This is a genomic window from Streptosporangium sp. NPDC048886 (assembly GCF_055586905.1).
This window is the reverse complement of the sequence record NZ_JBVJHH010000019.1, coordinates 1-15,151: the sequence shown is the minus strand read 5'-3', so window position 1 is coordinate 15,151 and position 15,151 is coordinate 1. Positions and strand designations below refer to the sequence as shown.

Genomic DNA, 15,151 nt, shown 5'->3' with positions numbered 1-15,151 from the left:
CGGCCTCGCCCCCTGCGGAATAGTTGAAGAATCAACTGAGTTGGTACCAGCGAGTCTCGCAGGAAGGAGCCCGATATGCCCGCCGTGACCGTAGAGAACCCGTTGACCCTGCCCCGGCTGACCCAGCCGCTCGACGCCGTGCGCGAGCGCGAGGTGCTGGCCGTGACCACCGCGCCCAGCGGATTCGAGGGCGAGGGCTTCCCGGTGCGCAAGGCGCTGGCGACGATCAAGCCCCAGTATCTCGACCCGTTCATCATGATGGACCAGATGGGCGAGGTGGAGTACGCGCCGGGTGAGCCCAAGGGCACTCCCTGGCACCCGCACCGGGGCTTCGAGACCGTCACCTACATGATCGACGGCGTGATGGACCACGCCGACTCCCACGGCGGCGGCGGCACGATCTCCGACGGCGACACCCAGTGGATGACCGCCGGCGGGGGCATCCTGCACAAGGAGGCTCCCCCGGAGTGGCTGGTCAACCAGGGCGGCCTGTTCCACGGCATCCAGCTCTGGGTCAACCTGCCGGGCAGCCAGAAGATGGTCGCGCCCAACTACCAGGACATCGGCAGGTCCAACGTCGTCCTGCTCAGCAGCCACGACGGCGGGGCGCTGGTCCGCCTGATCGCCGGCGAGGTCGGCGGCTTCACCGGCCCCGGCAGCACCAGGACGCCGATCACCCTGCTGCACGCCTCCCTCAGCCCCGGCTCCCGCCTCACGCTGCCCTGGCGCAAGGACTTCAACGCCCTCGCCTACGTCCTGTCCGGACGGGGCTCGGTCGGCGCCGACCGGCAGCCCATCGAGTCTGGCCAGCTGGCGGTCTTCGACGGCTTCGGCACCCTGCCGGGCCTCGGCACCGACGGTGAGACCGTCACCGTCTCGGCGTCGGCGACCCAGGAGAGCCGCAGCCCCAACCTGGAGGTCATCGTGCTGGGCGGCCGCCCGATCGGCGAGCCGGTCGCGCACTACGGCCCGTTCGTGATGAACACCCAGGAGGAACTGGTCAAGGCCTTCGAGGACTACCAGGCCGGCCGCCTGGGCACCATCCCCGCCGCTCACGCCTGAGCGGCGGCCAGGTCCAGGAAGAGGGCGGAGGACCAACCGAAGCCGCTGGTCGCGCGGGCCGCACGGGCGCCGGTGAGCGGGTTCCAGTATTCGTACAGGCCGCCACCGGCGTTCACCATGTCCAGGGTCCGCCTGGTCAGCTCGTCGGCGACCTCGGCGTGGCCCGAGCGGCGCAGACCCTCGATCAACAGGTAGTTGACGTTGAGCCAGACCGGGCCGCGCCACATGGCGTCGGGGTCGAAGGCCGGGTCGTCGAAGGCGACCGTGGGCACCGGGCGCTCGGCCCAGAAAGCCGGGGAGAGCAGGTCGGCCACCAGCCGCCCGGCGATCTCCTCGGGGAGGCGGCCGGTGAACAGCGGCATCAGCTCCAGCGGGGTCCGGGTGGCCACCTCCACCTCGCCCGCCCGCGCCCCCGCCGCCCCGGCGGCGTTCCCCGGCGCGCGGACCTGTCCGGTGACCTTCTCCTGCGTCCCCGCCTCCGCAGCGACCTTCGCCGACGGCGCCACCACGGCGGTCGGCCGGGCGGTGGCGTCCGGCGCCGCCGTACGGCGGGCCGCCTTCGACAGGGTCACGAAGCGGCTGCCGTTCCAGCGCCTGGCCACCAGCAGCTCGACGTGCTCGGCCGCCCGCTCCCGCCAGAGCCGCGCCTCCCCGGTACGGCCCAGCGCCTCGGCGATGTCGCCCAGCCGGTCGGCCTGCAGAGCCAGGTAGGAGTTGAGGTCCGGGGGTTCGGCCCGGGGACCGTGGTCCCAGATCGGGCTGTCGTCCAGACCGGAGGAGTAGGGATGGAGATACTCGGCCAGCCCGTCGCCGTCGGGGTCGGAGACGGTCAGCCACCACTCGTGCGAGCGGGCGATCGGCCCGTAGACCTCGGCGAGGAAGTCCAGGTCCGGGGCCACCTCGTGGATCTTCCAGACGGCCCAGGCCGTCAGCGGGGGCTTGGTGACCGGGACGACGCCGCCGATCGGCTCGGCGGCCCCTTCCGGACGCCCCGGGTCCTCCCCCCGCGCCCCGTCGACCGGCTCGGCTCCGCCGACCGGCCGGGCGCCCTCGGAGTCCGCCCCTCCCGCCTGGCCGACGTGCTGGGCCAGGCGGATGTGGTCGGAGCGGGGCAGGTCGGTGGTCTCGGCGAGCACGCCCAGGTCGTGGACCACGTCGGGGATGAGGCCGTCGGGACGCTGGTGGTCGAGCAGGATGCGGATCTGGTCACGGGCCAGCTCGGGATCGGCGTGGCGCAGGGCGACGGCGTGGAAGTAGGAGTCCCAGTTCCAGATGCCGACATATCCGAACTTGGATGGGACAACTCCCTCCCGGCCGCCCGCGGAGCCGATGGGCAGCAGGTTCACGCCGAGCGTCCACCACGCCTGCTCGGCCCGCTCCCGCAGCCCCTCCGGCACGGCCGGCATCCGGCCGGACCACTCCCGCCAGCGGCGCGCTGCGCTCTCCAGCAGGGCGGCACCGTCGTACGGTCGCGCCTCCCCCACCAGCACGCGGGCTCCGTCGATCTCCACCGCGCCGCCGTCCCAGACCGCGCGGGCCCCCGAACCGGTCAGCACCAGCGTCTCGGCGTCGGCGAAGACCAGGTCCACGCCTCCCTCGAAGGAGACGCGGTCGGCGCGCGCCTGCCGTACGGGCAGCTCCGCACCGCCGGAGAACACCCGCAGGCCAGTGAGCACGGTCGTCTCCGACAGCCGGGTCTCGTACTCGGCGCGGGCGATCCAGAGCGAGCCGTCATCGGCGGCCATCACCAGCAGCCGGGAGCCGCGCTCGGTGAAGGGCCGCTCGCGAAGGTCGAGCATTGTCAGCGTCCTCCCAGGCCGGACATGGCCATGCTGTTGAGGATGCGCCGCTGGCCGATCAGGAAGGCGATCATCATCGGGATGACCGAGATGGCCGAGGCGGCGAGGATGAGGTTGTAGTCGGTGGCGCCGTGCTGCCCGGCGAACTGACTGACCAGCAGCGGCACGGTGGCCAGCTCCGGCGAGTTCAGGAAGATCAGCGGGAAGAAGAAGCTGTTCCAGCTCGCCAGGAAGACGATGATGCCGAGCGCGCCCATACCGGGTCTGACGTTGGGCAGCACGACCCGCCAGAAGATCGTCCAGCGACCGGCGCCGTCGAGGCGGGCGGCCTCCTCCAGCTCGATCGGGACCGCCCGGATGAACTGCCGCAGCAGGAAGACCGCGAAGGGATTGACGAAGCCGGGCACGATCAGCGCCAGGTGGGAGTCGATCCAGCCGAGCTTCGACAGCATCAGGTAGAGCGGGACGATGATCACCTGTTGTGGCACCATCTGGGTCGCCAGGAACAGGCCGAACAGCAGGCCGGAGCCGCGGAAGCGGATCCGGGCGAAGGCGTAGGCGGCCATCGCGGAGGTGATCAGGGTGAGGACCACGTTGACGACCGCGATGTAGAAGCTGTTCCAGTAAGCCTGGGCGAAGGGCAGCGCGCCGAACGCGTCGGGATAGTTCTGCGCCCGCCAGGGGTTGGGCAGCCAGTCGAGCGGAGAGTTGATCATCTGGTGCGCGCCCTTGAACGACGTCAGCAGCATCCAGACGAACGGGAACAGCATCACCAGCCCGCCGGCGACGAGCGTGGCGTGCAGGGCGACCTGGCCCAGCCGGCGGGGGACGGGGACGCCGGAGGGGCGGGGGATCACAGCCATCGACGTATCCCCTTAGGAGTCGTAGTGGACGAAGCGCTTCTGCACTCCGAACTGGACGAGGGTGACGAGCAGCGTCAGCGCCAGCAGGATCAGCGCGGCGGCGCTGCTCATGCCGAACTCGAACTTCTGGAAACCCAGGTCGTAGACCTGGTAGACGATCGTGCGGGCGCCGTCGTTGTGGTCGGGGTTGACCAGCACGTAGATCTGGTCGAACGCCTGGAAGGAGCTGATCACCGCGACCACGGTGGAGAAGAAGATGGTCGGGGAGATCATCGGCAGCGTCACCGACCGGAAGATCCGGACCGGGCCGGCGCCGTCGATACGGGCGGCCTCCGTCAACGACGGCGGGATGGTCTGCAGCCCGGCCAGGAAGATCACGACGTTGAGGCCGAGCGAGGACCAGACGGTCACGATCGCGATGGCCACGATGACCCAGTCCGGGTCGTCCAGCCAGTTGGGCAACGTGATCCCGAACCAGTCGTGGACGGTGCTGTTGAGCACGCCGTAGTCGCCGCTGGCCAGGATGACCTGCCACATCACGGCCACCGCGACCGAGCTGGTCACCACCGGCATGAAGTAGACGACCCGGTAGAACGTCTTGCCCCGGACGTTGTTCAGCGCGATCGCGACGAGCAGCGCGAGCACCAGGCCCACCGGGACGGTCAGGACGGCGAGTTTGACGGTGTTCCAGACGGCTGTGCCGAAGTCGGGGTCGGAGAGCTGGGCGGCGAAGTTGTCGAAGCCGACCCAGGACATCTCACCCAGCCCGTCCCACTTCATGAACGCGAGCGCGATCGCGAACCCGAGCGGGAGGACCAGGAAGGCGAGCAGGCCGAGGACCTGCGGGGCGAGGAAGAGCGCGGCCCACCAGCCGTCCCGGCTCCGCACGCGCGTCGTCGCGCGCGCGGGCCGGGGTTTGGCGGCGGGGCGCGCCGAGGTGACGGCGCCCACGGCCGCTATCCGAGCTTGCCGTCGACGAGGGACTGGAGCTCGGTCATGCCCTGCTCGAAGGCGACCTTGCCGGTCCAGACCTTCAGCAGGTGGTCGTTGATGTCCTTGGTGAGGCCGGGCACCGCGACCTCGTCGGAGTAGTTGGCGAAGCCGGTGTCACGGACGTCCAGGAACGTCTGGGCGTGCGCGGGGTAGCCGCCCTCCAGCACGACCTGCTCGGCGCCCTTGATCGAGGGGACCGCGCCGCCGTTCTTCAGGCGCAGGAGCTGGCCCTCCTTGCTGACGAACTCGGTCAGGAAGGTGAAGGCCTCCTTGGCGTTCTTGGAGTCCTTGTTGAGCGCCAGGTAGGAGGCCGCGACCGCGCCGGGCATCGGCTGGCCGGTCTCCGACGGGAACGGCACGATGTCGTAGTTGGGCAGGTCGCCGCCCTTCTTCACCACGTCGATCATCCACCGGCCACCGGCGAAGAACCCGGCCTTGCTCCGGATGAACTGGGTGTTGGCACCGTTGCTGGCGGGCAGCACGTCCGCCGACAGGAAGGTCTTGTCGGCGTAGCCCTTGGCCAGGGTCTGCAGGGCCTCGCGCGACTTGGGGTCGGTGGTGGCGACGAACTTGCCGCCGTCCCACACCTTGCCGCCGAAACCGCTGATGACGCTGTAGGTCGAGCCGTACCAGTTCCAGAAGATCGAGCCGGCCTTGCCGGCTGCCTTGAGCTTGGCGTTCATCTCGAGGTATTTGGCCATGGTCCACTTGCCGGCCGCGTTCAGCTCGGCCGGGTCCTCGGTGATCCCGGCCTCCTTGAGCGCCTTCTTGCCGTACCAGAGCACCTCGGGATTGGTGTCGTTCGGGACGCCGTAGATCTGGCCGTCCTTCTTGGCCCCGCCGTAGATGCCGTCGAAGAAGTCTTCCGGCTTGCTCTTGCTGTCCGGGCCGGCGAGCTTGTCGTTGAGCGGGGCGAGCACCCTGGCGGCGACGAACTTGCCGACGTTGTCGTCACCGACGAAGAAGACGTCGGGCGCGGTCTTGGAGGTGAGCTGGGTCAGGAGCTTGGGGTGGTAGTCCTCGTACCTGGGGACCGTCTCCATCTTCAGCACGATGTTCGGGTGGCGCTTCATGAAGTCGTCGTTGAAGCCCTTGTAGAGCGCGACGTCCTCGGCCGAGCCCCAGGTCGACCACCGGATGGTGACCTTCCCGCCGGCGGCCGGGCCACTGGCGGTCGAGCCGCCGTTCCCGCTGCAGGCGGCGGTGGTGAGCAGTGCCAGGGCCGCTGCGGCCATGGCCTTCTTGGAAATGGGGAAAGACACGGTGTGCCTCCTGGGGGTGGGATTTTCGGGGGGTGGGTTAGGCGAGTCCGCCACCGTCGACGACCAGGGCCGCGCCGGTGACGTAGCTGGCGGCGTCACTCGCCAGGAAGAGGACGGCCTGGGCGATCTCGTCCGGGGTGCCGGAGCGGCCCATCGGGCGGTCGGCGGCGTCGGCGGCGAAGGCGGCCCAGTCCTCCGAGAGCTGGCGGGCCTCCTCGCGGAGCATCGGGGTGTCGGTGTCGCCGGGGTTGACCGAGTTGACGCGGATGCCGGCCTTGGCGTGGTCGATGGCCAGGGCGCGGGTCATGTTGACCACGGCGGCCTTGGACGCGCAGTAGGAGATGGCGTTGCCGCCGCCCTTGAGGCCCCAGCCGGAGCCGGTGTTCACGATCGAGCCGCCGTCCTTCATGGCGGGGATCGCGTGCTTGCACATGAGGAAGACCGAGCGGACGTTGACCGCCATGACCCGGTCCCACTCGTCGGCCGTGATGTCCAGGGCGGTGGTCCGGCGGATGATCCCGGCGTTGTTGAACAGCACGTGCAGGCCGCCGAAGGTCTCCACCGCGGTCCGCACGGCGCGCGCGCAGTCCTCCTCCGCGGCCACGTCCGCCGTGACCGGCACGGCCCTGCCGCCCTCGGCCTCGATCTCCCCGGCCACCGCCGCGGCACCGGGGCCGTCGAGGTCGGCGACCACGACGGCCGCGCCCTGGCGGGCGAACAGCAGCGCGGTGGCCCGGCCGATGCCGGAGGCACCGCCGGTGACGATGGCGACCTTGTCAGTCAGGGTGGTCATGCCGGGAACTCCTCAGTCGCGGAACGGATCCGGTACATCGCGCTCTCGCGATATCCGGTGATGACGGAGACGTGACCGCCGACCAGGGCGTCCGCCTCCGGGTCTCCGGTGTCGGCCAGCAGCGGGCGCCCGCCGAGGCCGGCGAGCTTCTGCTGGGTGGCCAGGACGGTCAGCCCTCCGGAGGTCATGATCTTTTTCAGTACGGCGGGGCTGATCTGCTGGTTGCCCCGGCCGAGCACGAACCCCTGGCCCCCGATCACCGAGACGACGGCGTGGGTCTCGCCCCCGCCGGCGAGATCGAGAAGCTCCCGCTCGGTCACGTCGGCGGCGACCAGCTCGCCGTCCTGGACCACGTCCACGCCGAGCAGCGTGGTGGCCAGGCCGAGCCGGCGGCCGACGGCCATGGTGGTGGCGCCGGGGCCGAGGACGTAGCGGACGCCGGGCCGCATCCGGGCCACGACCTCCCGGGCGATGCTCTCGGCCGACCCGGGGGCGGCCGAGGACGACCCGACCTTGCGGCCCGACAGCCGCGCCCTGGCGGCGGGCACGCGCAGGGTGCCGTAGAGCCGGGGACCGACCCGGCCCCGCCGGTAGGTCTCCTCGTCGAGGTCCACCACCTCGGCCTCGGCCGTCCGCCCGTCGAACTCGGCGGCCGTCGCCCCCGCCGTGGCGGGGCTGAGCGCGAAACAGCCGGAGTAGACCTTCACCCCCGCCGGGACGCCGAGCACCGGGCAGGACGGCGAGCCGTCGAGCACGTCCCTGGCGGTGCCGTCGCCTCCGGCGAACAGCAGCAGGTCGACGTCCTTCATGGCCTCGACGGCCGCCACCGTGTCCCGCGAAGACGACGGGTCGCCGGGGACGAGCCGCAGCAGCTCCGGGACCGCCCCGGCCGCCCGCGCGCTGTCCTCGCCCATCGACCCCGCGACGGTGCGGATCCGCGTGCCGGGACGCCGGGCCAGCAGGGTCCGCACGGCCTGCGCCGCGCGGTCGCCGGCCCCGGGGCGGGACCCCCGGGCCAGGGCCTCCCGCTGGACGTCGGCACCGTCGCTGCCCTTGAGACCGGCCGGTCCGCCGATCCCCGCGACCGGGTTGACGATCAGCCCGACCGTGAGGACCTCTCCGCCCGCGGGCACGGGCGCCGCCGGGGCGGCGGGAGACGGGGCGGAGGCCGCCGGTCCCGGGAGGACCCGGGACGCGGCGGGGGGCGTCGGCCGGTCAGCGGTCATGCCAGGTGCTTACGGGTGTAGGCGCGCCAGGTGGGCGACCACTGCTTGGGGTCGTCCAGTGACGTCTGATCGATCTTGTGGACCGTCTGGTTGTAGGGGGCGCCCTTGACGTGCTCGGGGTCGCGGCGGGCCTCGTCGGCGACGTGGGCGAGGATCGCGGCGTACTCGTCGAGGTCCTCCTTGGAGTACGACTCCGTCGGCTCCAGGGTGAAGGGCTCGGGGACCAGGTAGGGGTGGTGGCTGGTCCAGTAGTGCACGCCGAAGTCCGCGGCGCGGACGCCGATCTCCTCCGAGTGCACGCCCGTCTCCTCGAACAGCCCCTGCCAGGAGTAGCGGACCTGCTCCAGGCGCTTCTCGCCCCAGGGCGCCGAGGCGCCGGGGATGCTCAGGATCTTGTGCATCAGGTAGTTGTTGTTGAGCACCGCGGTCTCGGCGACCTCGCGCAGGCCCTCGGCTCCCAGCGCCATGACCCAGGCGTAGGCGCGGACCACGTTCGGGGTGACGCCGAGGAAGGGGCGCATCTTGCCGACCGACTGCGGGCGGTCGGCGTCGAGGTGATACCTCGACCCGTCGAACTCCACGGTCGGGCCGGGCAGGAACGGCGCGAGCCGCTCGGAGACGCCGCTCGCCCCGCCCGCCGGACCGCCGCACGAGTGCGGGGTGGAGAAGGTCTTGTGCAGGTTGAAGTGGCACAGGTCGAACCCGGCGTCGGCGGCGCGGGTGATGCCCAGGATGCCGTTGGCGTTGGCCTGGTCGTAGCAGGCCAGGCCGCCGGCCCCGTGCACCAGGGAGACGAACTCCTCGATGCGCGGGTTGAAGATGCCTGTGTCCTCGGGATTGGTGATCATCAGGGCCGCGGTGCGGGGGCCGACGGCGGCGCGCAGGGCCTCGATGTCGGGGTAGCCGTTCTCGTCGGGCATCAACGTGATGACCTCGTACCCGGCGGTCTTGGCGCAGGCCGCGTTGGACGGGTGGGAGAACATCGTGGTGATGACCTGGTCCCGCTGCCGCCCCTCGCCGCGCGAGGCGTGGTAGGCGCGGATCATCGCGATGTTGGCGTAGATCGCCGCCGACCCGGAGGCGGGCTGGAGCGAGACCCGGTGCATCCCGGAGATCTCGGCCAGGATCTTCTCCAGCCGCCAGTAGACCTCCAGGACGCCCTGCACGGTGTCGTCGGGCTGGAGCGGGTGGAGCTCGGCCACCTTGGGGTCGTTGACGAAGCGGTCGTTGACCTTGGGGCTGTACTTCATGGTGCAGGTGCCCTGGCCGACCGCGATGGCCTGGTCGACACCCAGGTTCTCCTGCGACAGCCGGACGTAGTGCCGCAGCACGTGCAGCTGCGACATCTCGGGCAGCTTGGGCGGCTCGGCCCGCCGTACCGAGGCGGGCAGCTCCACCGCGGGCACCCCCGCGGCCGGTACGGCGATGCCCCGGCGGCCGGGACGCGACTGCTCGAAGATGATCGGCTCGTCCCAGCGAGCCTGGTGGAAGCGGCGCAGCGGCGGCTTGGGCGCCACCGGCAGCTCCGCGAACGACTCTCCCGCGTGCCCACTCACGACAGTTCCTCCTGTACGGCTGCCGCCAGCCGGTCGATGTCGTCCTTGGAGTGCCGCTCGGTCACGCAGACCAGCAGCGTGCGGTCGTCCAGCCGGACGCCGCCGAAGATGCCGCGCTCGCGCAGCGCGGCCAGGAGCCCGTCGGAGGAGGGCACCTCGATCGCGAACTCGCGGAAGTGGACGGCGTCGGGGTGGAGCACCCGGGCTCCGGCGCCCGCGAGGCGGTCCATCGCGTAGCGGGTGCGGGCCAGGACCGTCTCGCCGAGCTCGCGCATGCCCTCGGGCCCCATCAGCGCGAGGTAGACCCCGGCGGTGATGCCCCACAGGGCGGCCGCGGTGCCCACCCATTCCTTGCCCTCCTCGCGGTGGGCGAAGGAGGTCCGGTCGTAGAAGACGTCGCCGAAACCGTACTCGCCGGGCACCGCGGTGGGCGCGATGCCGAACAGCCGCGAGGGGATCTCGGCGACCAGGCGCTCCTCGTCGCGGGTGGCGATGTATCCGGCGTGGCCGCCGCCGTAGCTCTGGTGCATGCCGAGCGACTGGATGTCCCCGCAGGCGATGTCCGCGCCGTAGGCGGCGGGCGGGGCGAGCACGCCCAGCGAGATCGGGTCGGCCGAGACGACCAGGAGCGCGCCGACGCCGTGCGCGAGGTCGGCGAGCTCGCGGCCGCGCGTCTCCACGACGCCGTAGACGTTCGGGGTCTCCAGGTAGATCGCGGCGAAGGTCTCGTCGATCTCCACGTCACCGATCTCGCCGCCCGCCCCGACCGGGGCGATGACGAGCTCGACGTCGTGGTCGAGGAAGTCGCGCAGCTTGCTCATCTTGTCGGCGCTGACGGCCCCGCTGAGCAGCACCTTGGAGCGGCCGGTGTAGCGGACCGCCATCCTGATGGCGGTCCCGGCCGCCTGGTAGCCGTCGTAGGTCGGGACGTTGACGACGTCCATCTCCAGCAGCTCGGCCATCATGCTGACGTACTCGAACATGGCCTGGAAGCGGCCGTGGTCCTCATACGGCTCGCCCGCGTAGGCGGTGAGGAACTCCCCGCGCCCGTTGACCTCGTCGCAGACGGCCGGGACGTGGTGCGGGTAGCAGCCGTGGCCGAGGAAGCTGAGCGCCTCGGTGGTGTCGGTGTTGCGCGCCAGCAGCCCGCGCATGTGCGCGACCAGCTCGTGCTCGGAGGCCATCGGCTCGGGCAGGTCCAGCGGCCGGTCGAGGCGGAGGCCGGCCGGGATGACCGCGTAGAGGTCCTCGACGCTCGCGGCGCCGATGGCGGCGAGCATCTCGGCCCGCACGCCTGGTTCGGCGTTCGGGATGTAGGGGTGTGTCACCGTTCTCCTTCGGTTGGCTCGACCTCGGTGCGCAGCACCACGGCGTCGCGGGGCGGGATGTCGATCCGGCCGCTCAGGTGGCGGCCGGTGAGCAGGTCGGTCCCCGGCTCCCGCAGGTCGACCGGGGCGGGGGTCGTCGAGTGGTTGAGCAGGAAGAGGTAGCGGCCCCGGCGGGTGGCCTCCACGCCGTGCGGCACCTCGGCCACCGGCTGGACGCCCGCGGCCGCCAGGACCTCCGACAGGACCGGGGTGACATCGTCGAGCAGGCAGCTCAGGTAGGTCGCCCGCCCCCGCCTGGTGATCGCCGCCTGGCCGTCCAGGTCGCCTCCCTCGTAGCGGGCGAGCACCTCGGCGTCCTCGACGCGCAGCCACTCGGCCCAGGTCCGTGCCGGTACGGCCGGCGCCCCGCCGTCCCCGGCCCCGAACCGCACCCGCTGGAGCTGTCCGTCGGGCAGCGGCCAGAACTCGTCCACCGCCAGGCCGAGCAGCTCCCGCAGCGGGCCGGGGGCGCCGCCGTCGTGGACCTGGTCGGCCGGGTCGACGACGCCGCTGAACGGGCCGACGACGAGGTGGCCGCCGAACGCGGCCAGCCACTCGGCCTGCTCCGGGGTGCACATGTAGAGGTTGGGGGCGATCACCACGCGGTAGCCGGACAGGTCACGGCCCACCGGGACGAGGTCGACCGCGATGCCGCGGGCGTGCATCGGCCCGTACCAGGACTGCAGGAGCTCCTTGAGCCTGAGCCGGTTGGAGGGCATCGACTCGGGGGCCTCCAGGCCCCACCAGCTGTCCCAGTCGAGGACCAGCGCCACGTCGGCGCGCGTCTCGGACCCGGCGATCTCGGCCAGGCGCCCGAGGTCGGCCCCCAGCCGCAGCGTGTCCTGCCAGCCGCGCGAGGTGGTGCCGCCGTGCGGCAGCAGCGCGGAGTGGAACTTCTCCGGACCGTACTTGGCCTGCCGCCACTGGAAGAACATCGCGCCGTCGGCCCCGTGGGCCAGGGCCTGGAGGCTGTGCAGGCGCATCATGCCCGGCGGTTTGGGCGCGTTGACCTCGCGCCAGCTCACCGCGCTCGACGCCTGCTCCAGCAGGATCCACGGCTGTCGTTTCAGCGACCGCATCAGGTCGTAGCTGAGCGCGATCGCCACGTGCGAGGCGGGGTCGGCGGGGTCGGGGTAGGCGTCGTCGCTGACGACGTCCTCGGCCTCGGCCCACTTCCAGTAGTCCAGGCCGTGCAGGATGCTCATGAAGTTGGTGGTCACCGGGATGTCCGGGGTGACCTCGCGGAGCACGGCCTTCTCCAGCTCGAAGCACTCCAGCAGCGCGTCGGAGCAGAAGCGCCGCCAGTCGAGGACCTGGGCCGGATTGACCGGACCCGGAGCCTTGCGGGGCGGGTTGACCTGGTCGAACGCGGTGTAGTGCTGGCCCCAGCAGGAGGTGCCCCAGGCGGCGTTCAGGCCCTGGACCGATCCATGACGCGCCTGGAGCCAGCGCCGGAAGTGCCGGGCGGACTCCTCGCAGAAGCATTCGAGCGTGTGGTCGGCGTACTCGTTGCCGATGTGCCACATGGCCAGCGCCGGGTGGTCGGCGTAGCGCTCGGCCATCGCCCGCGTCAGCCGTACCGTGGCGTCACGGAAGACCGGCGAGCTGGGGCAGTAGCTCTGGCGGGAGCCGAAGTCCAGGCGCGTGCCCCCCGCGTCCACCGGGAGCACCTCGGGGTGCTCGCGCACCAGCCAGGGCGGCGGGGTCGCGGTGGCGGTGGCCAGGTCGGCGGCCACGCCGTGCTCGTGGAGCAGGTCGAGGATCCGGTCCAGCCAGCCGAAGTCGTACTCCCCGGGCCTCGGTTCGAGGCGGGACCAGGAGAAGACCGCGACGGTCGCCATGTTCACCCCGGCCTCGGCCATCAGCCTGGCGTCCTCGTCCCAGACGTGCTCCGGCCACTGCTCGGGATTGTAGTCACCGCCGAACAGCAGACCGGAAACCCTGGTCAGACCCACCCGTAACTCCGATCTATGACATGTAATATTTTGAATGCAGAATTCATAGTGCAGTATTTTGCATCACGTCAAGTGGGTACGCTTGGCCCAAGATCAACCCAAGGAGTGCCATGCCGATCGAGCGGCGCCCCCTCCGCGAGCAGATCCGCGAGGAGCTCATGCTCCGGCTCGACCGGGGCGACTTCGCTGCGGGGACCGACATCAACGAAGCGGCCCTCGCCGGTGAGCTGGGGGTCAGCCGCACCCCGCTGCGCGAGGCACTGATCACGCTCGCCGGCGAGGGCGTGCTGGAGAGCAACCAGGGCCGGGGGTTCCGATTCGCACCGGTCAGCCGCAAGGAGTTCCGTGAGCTGTGCGCCATCGTGGCGGCCCTGGAGGTGCTCGCCCTGGAGAGCTCGGACCCGGCCTACCTGAGGAGGATCGCCCCGGAGCTGCTCGCGCTCGCCCAGGACTTCTCGGCCGACATCGCCGAGCGGCAGGACATCGAGCGCCACGACGACGAATGGCACGACCTGCTGCTCAGCGGCTGCGCCAACGAGCGGCTACTCGACCTGATCACCAGCGTCAAGGCGGGCATGCGCCGCTACGCCCACCTGATGACCGGGGAGAGCACCCCGATGGAACGCGCCGCCGAGGAGCACTGCCGGGTGGCCGAGTGCCTGATCGACGGCGACCTGGAGGGCGCGGCGGCGGCCCTCAGGGACAACTGGATCAACGGCATGGAGCGGATGATGTCTCGCATCCCCTGACACCCAAGCACCTCCGGAGCGACTCCCGCGCGTCCTCTGCCGCCACGGCACCTCCGGAACGGCCCTTCGCAACCCCTGACGCCACGGCACCTCCGGGGTGTCCCCATGCATCCTCTGCCGCCACGGCACCTCCGGAGCGGCTCCCGGGAGGGCGCGGCGCGGGTCCCGCGCCGCGCTAGCTTGATCTTTAACCTGTGCGTCGTGGTCGCGGATTAGTGGATTTCTTGGGCTTGGGTTTCGTCGTTGTGGCCTTCGCGCTGGTCAGGCCGGCGGTGGTGTAGACGTCGTGGCGTGGGGCCGGCTGGTTGTTGCGCCGGCCGGGTGGCCGTCCTGGCCCAGGCCGGGAGGGTTTCGGCGCTTGGGCGGGGCTGGGCGTGGCCGCGCGCAGGTGCCGAAACCCTCGACGGACGCGGGCGGGCGAAAGATGGTGCGGTGAAACGGGCTTCTCCCAAGGCCGGCGGAGATCGGTGGCCAGGGGGCGGGCCAGCCTGAGCTGGGTGTAGACGGCCAAGATCAACCATGTCCACCGATCCGCCGCCTGTGGAGCGCGGATCTTGGGACACGTCCATCCGAGAGTCTGCTTCAACAGCCGGAAGGTGTGCTCGATGTCGAAGCGGCGGAGGAAGGCCTGCCACATCCGGTCCACCTCGACGGCCGTCGCATCGACGCGGGACCACCACAGCCACACCGGTTTCGGGATCGCCCCGCTGGGCAGGTGGTCCACCTCCAGACGGATCACGGTACCCTCAATCACCGGTAACTGCACGGAGTCGACCCAGGCCGCACGACGGGTGAGCCGTGGGTGCAGCCGATCCCATGCTGCGGCGGTGGCCCGTCCGTATAGGCGGGTGTCGGTCTGGGTGGCCACATCCGGGTCACCCCAACTGGCCCGGTCGCCGAAAATGAACTCGCCGCCGTGGCGTGGCGGTCGTCCATTGGTCCCCGCAACACGCGCTGGCGCACTCCTCCGCAGCACCCGGTCAGAGCGCATCCGGGTCAGGATCTGGACCGGCAGATCACGCAGCAACCAGGCCAGGCGAGGGCCGTCGTAGCCGGCGTCGGCCACGATCAGGATGTCTGGGTCGCCGGCCCGCCAATGCCCAGCGGCCATCAGCCGCTCGACCACCTCGCGCAGCTGGGCAGCGGTCACCGCGGCCAGATCATCCCCAGGCGTCAGCCGGAGCGCATCCAGTGGCGCGGTCCACGAACTGCGGCCTTCCTCCAAGGCCACCACGAAGGAGTACGGCCAGCCCGGGATCATGATGTGCTGGTCCTTGCCCCGCCCATAGGTATGGCACAAGATCCGCTCCGGTGAGGTGTGCGCGTCCGGCCGCAGCCAGCAGGTCACATCCACCGCCAGCACCAGCCGCCCGTCAGCCGCTCTGGGCAGGGACACCGTGCTCAACGCCCGGCGCAGCCGCCCGATGTCCAGTCGGCCACGCTCCAACGCCGCATACAACGCCCCGTGACCACGGCGATGCTCACCGACCAGCGACAACTCCACCAGGGAGCGCACCGGTCCATCG

General features: G+C 71.1%; 12 protein-coding genes. 2 read left to right on the top strand and 10 right to left on the bottom strand.

What is annotated here, in order from left to right:
* Positions 1 to 75 precede the first annotated feature (75 nt).
* Complete coding sequence (locus tag ACZ6R6_RS23640) at positions 76 to 1,062, top strand: pirin family protein (RefSeq protein ID WP_470096613.1); 987 nt, start codon at positions 76 to 78, stop codon at positions 1,060 to 1,062.
* Here ACZ6R6_RS23640 and ACZ6R6_RS23635 read toward each other — a convergent pair.
* Genes ACZ6R6_RS23635 through ACZ6R6_RS23595 form a run of 9 tightly spaced genes read right to left on the bottom strand, consistent with a single transcriptional unit; the run spans position 1,053 to position 12,876 of the window.
* Positions 1,053 to 2,861 carry an amylo-alpha-1,6-glucosidase gene (locus ACZ6R6_RS23635; RefSeq protein WP_470096611.1) on the bottom strand — a complete coding sequence of 603 codons (1,809 nt, stop codon included), beginning with the start codon at positions 2,859 to 2,861 and terminating at the stop codon, positions 1,053 to 1,055. The two genes, ACZ6R6_RS23640 and ACZ6R6_RS23635, sit on opposite strands and share 10 nt — an antisense overlap.
* A 2-nt stretch (positions 2,862 to 2,863) precedes the next feature.
* Entirely contained in the window at positions 2,864 to 3,724 is an 861-nt protein-coding gene (locus ACZ6R6_RS23630; protein ID WP_470096609.1) for a carbohydrate ABC transporter permease, read from the bottom strand.
* 12 nt (positions 3,725 to 3,736) lie between these two features.
* Positions 3,737 to 4,675 carry a carbohydrate ABC transporter permease gene (locus tag ACZ6R6_RS23625; protein ID WP_470096607.1) on the bottom strand — a complete coding sequence of 313 codons (939 nt, stop codon included), beginning with the start codon at positions 4,673 to 4,675 and terminating at the stop codon, positions 3,737 to 3,739.
* Between the two features lie 5 nt (positions 4,676 to 4,680).
* Positions 4,681 to 5,979 (bottom strand): ABC transporter substrate-binding protein, encoded by a 1,299-nt coding sequence (locus ACZ6R6_RS23620; protein ID WP_470096605.1) that lies wholly within the window; start codon positions 5,977 to 5,979, stop codon positions 4,681 to 4,683.
* A gap of 37 nt (positions 5,980 to 6,016) precedes the next feature.
* The gene (locus ACZ6R6_RS23615) at positions 6,017 to 6,772 is read right to left on the bottom strand and encodes an SDR family NAD(P)-dependent oxidoreductase (RefSeq protein ID WP_470096603.1); all 756 of its coding nucleotides are present in this window, start codon (positions 6,770 to 6,772) and stop codon (positions 6,017 to 6,019) included.
* Positions 6,769 to 7,998: an ATP-NAD kinase family protein gene (locus ACZ6R6_RS23610; protein WP_470096601.1), complete on the bottom strand. Its 1,230-nt coding sequence runs from the start codon at positions 7,996 to 7,998 to the stop codon at positions 6,769 to 6,771. Before ACZ6R6_RS23610 ends, ACZ6R6_RS23615 begins: the two co-directional genes overlap by 4 nt.
* Positions 7,995 to 9,554 (bottom strand): aminomethyl-transferring glycine dehydrogenase subunit GcvPB, encoded by a 1,560-nt coding sequence (gene gcvPB, locus ACZ6R6_RS23605; RefSeq protein ID WP_470096599.1) that lies wholly within the window; start codon positions 9,552 to 9,554, stop codon positions 7,995 to 7,997. Before gcvPB ends, ACZ6R6_RS23610 begins: the two co-directional genes overlap by 4 nt.
* On the bottom strand, positions 9,551 to 10,882 hold the full coding sequence (gene gcvPA, locus ACZ6R6_RS23600) for an aminomethyl-transferring glycine dehydrogenase subunit GcvPA (protein WP_470096597.1): 1,332 nt from the start codon (positions 10,880 to 10,882) through the stop codon (positions 9,551 to 9,553). The genes gcvPB and gcvPA overlap by 4 nt, the downstream gene beginning before the upstream one ends.
* Positions 10,879 to 12,876 (bottom strand): beta-galactosidase, encoded by a 1,998-nt coding sequence (locus ACZ6R6_RS23595; protein ID WP_470096595.1) that lies wholly within the window; start codon positions 12,874 to 12,876, stop codon positions 10,879 to 10,881. Before ACZ6R6_RS23595 ends, gcvPA begins: the two co-directional genes overlap by 4 nt.
* 110 nt (positions 12,877 to 12,986) lie before the next feature.
* Here ACZ6R6_RS23595 and ACZ6R6_RS23590 point away from each other — a divergent pair, with 110 nt between their 5' ends.
* Positions 12,987 to 13,625, top strand: a complete 639-nt coding sequence (locus ACZ6R6_RS23590) for a GntR family transcriptional regulator (protein WP_470096593.1) — start codon at positions 12,987 to 12,989, stop codon at positions 13,623 to 13,625.
* 187 nt (positions 13,626 to 13,812) lie between these two features.
* Here ACZ6R6_RS23590 and ACZ6R6_RS23585 read toward each other — a convergent pair.
* On the bottom strand, positions 13,813 to 15,151 hold a 1,339-nt coding region (locus ACZ6R6_RS23585), incomplete at its 5' end, for an NF041680 family putative transposase (protein ID WP_470096591.1).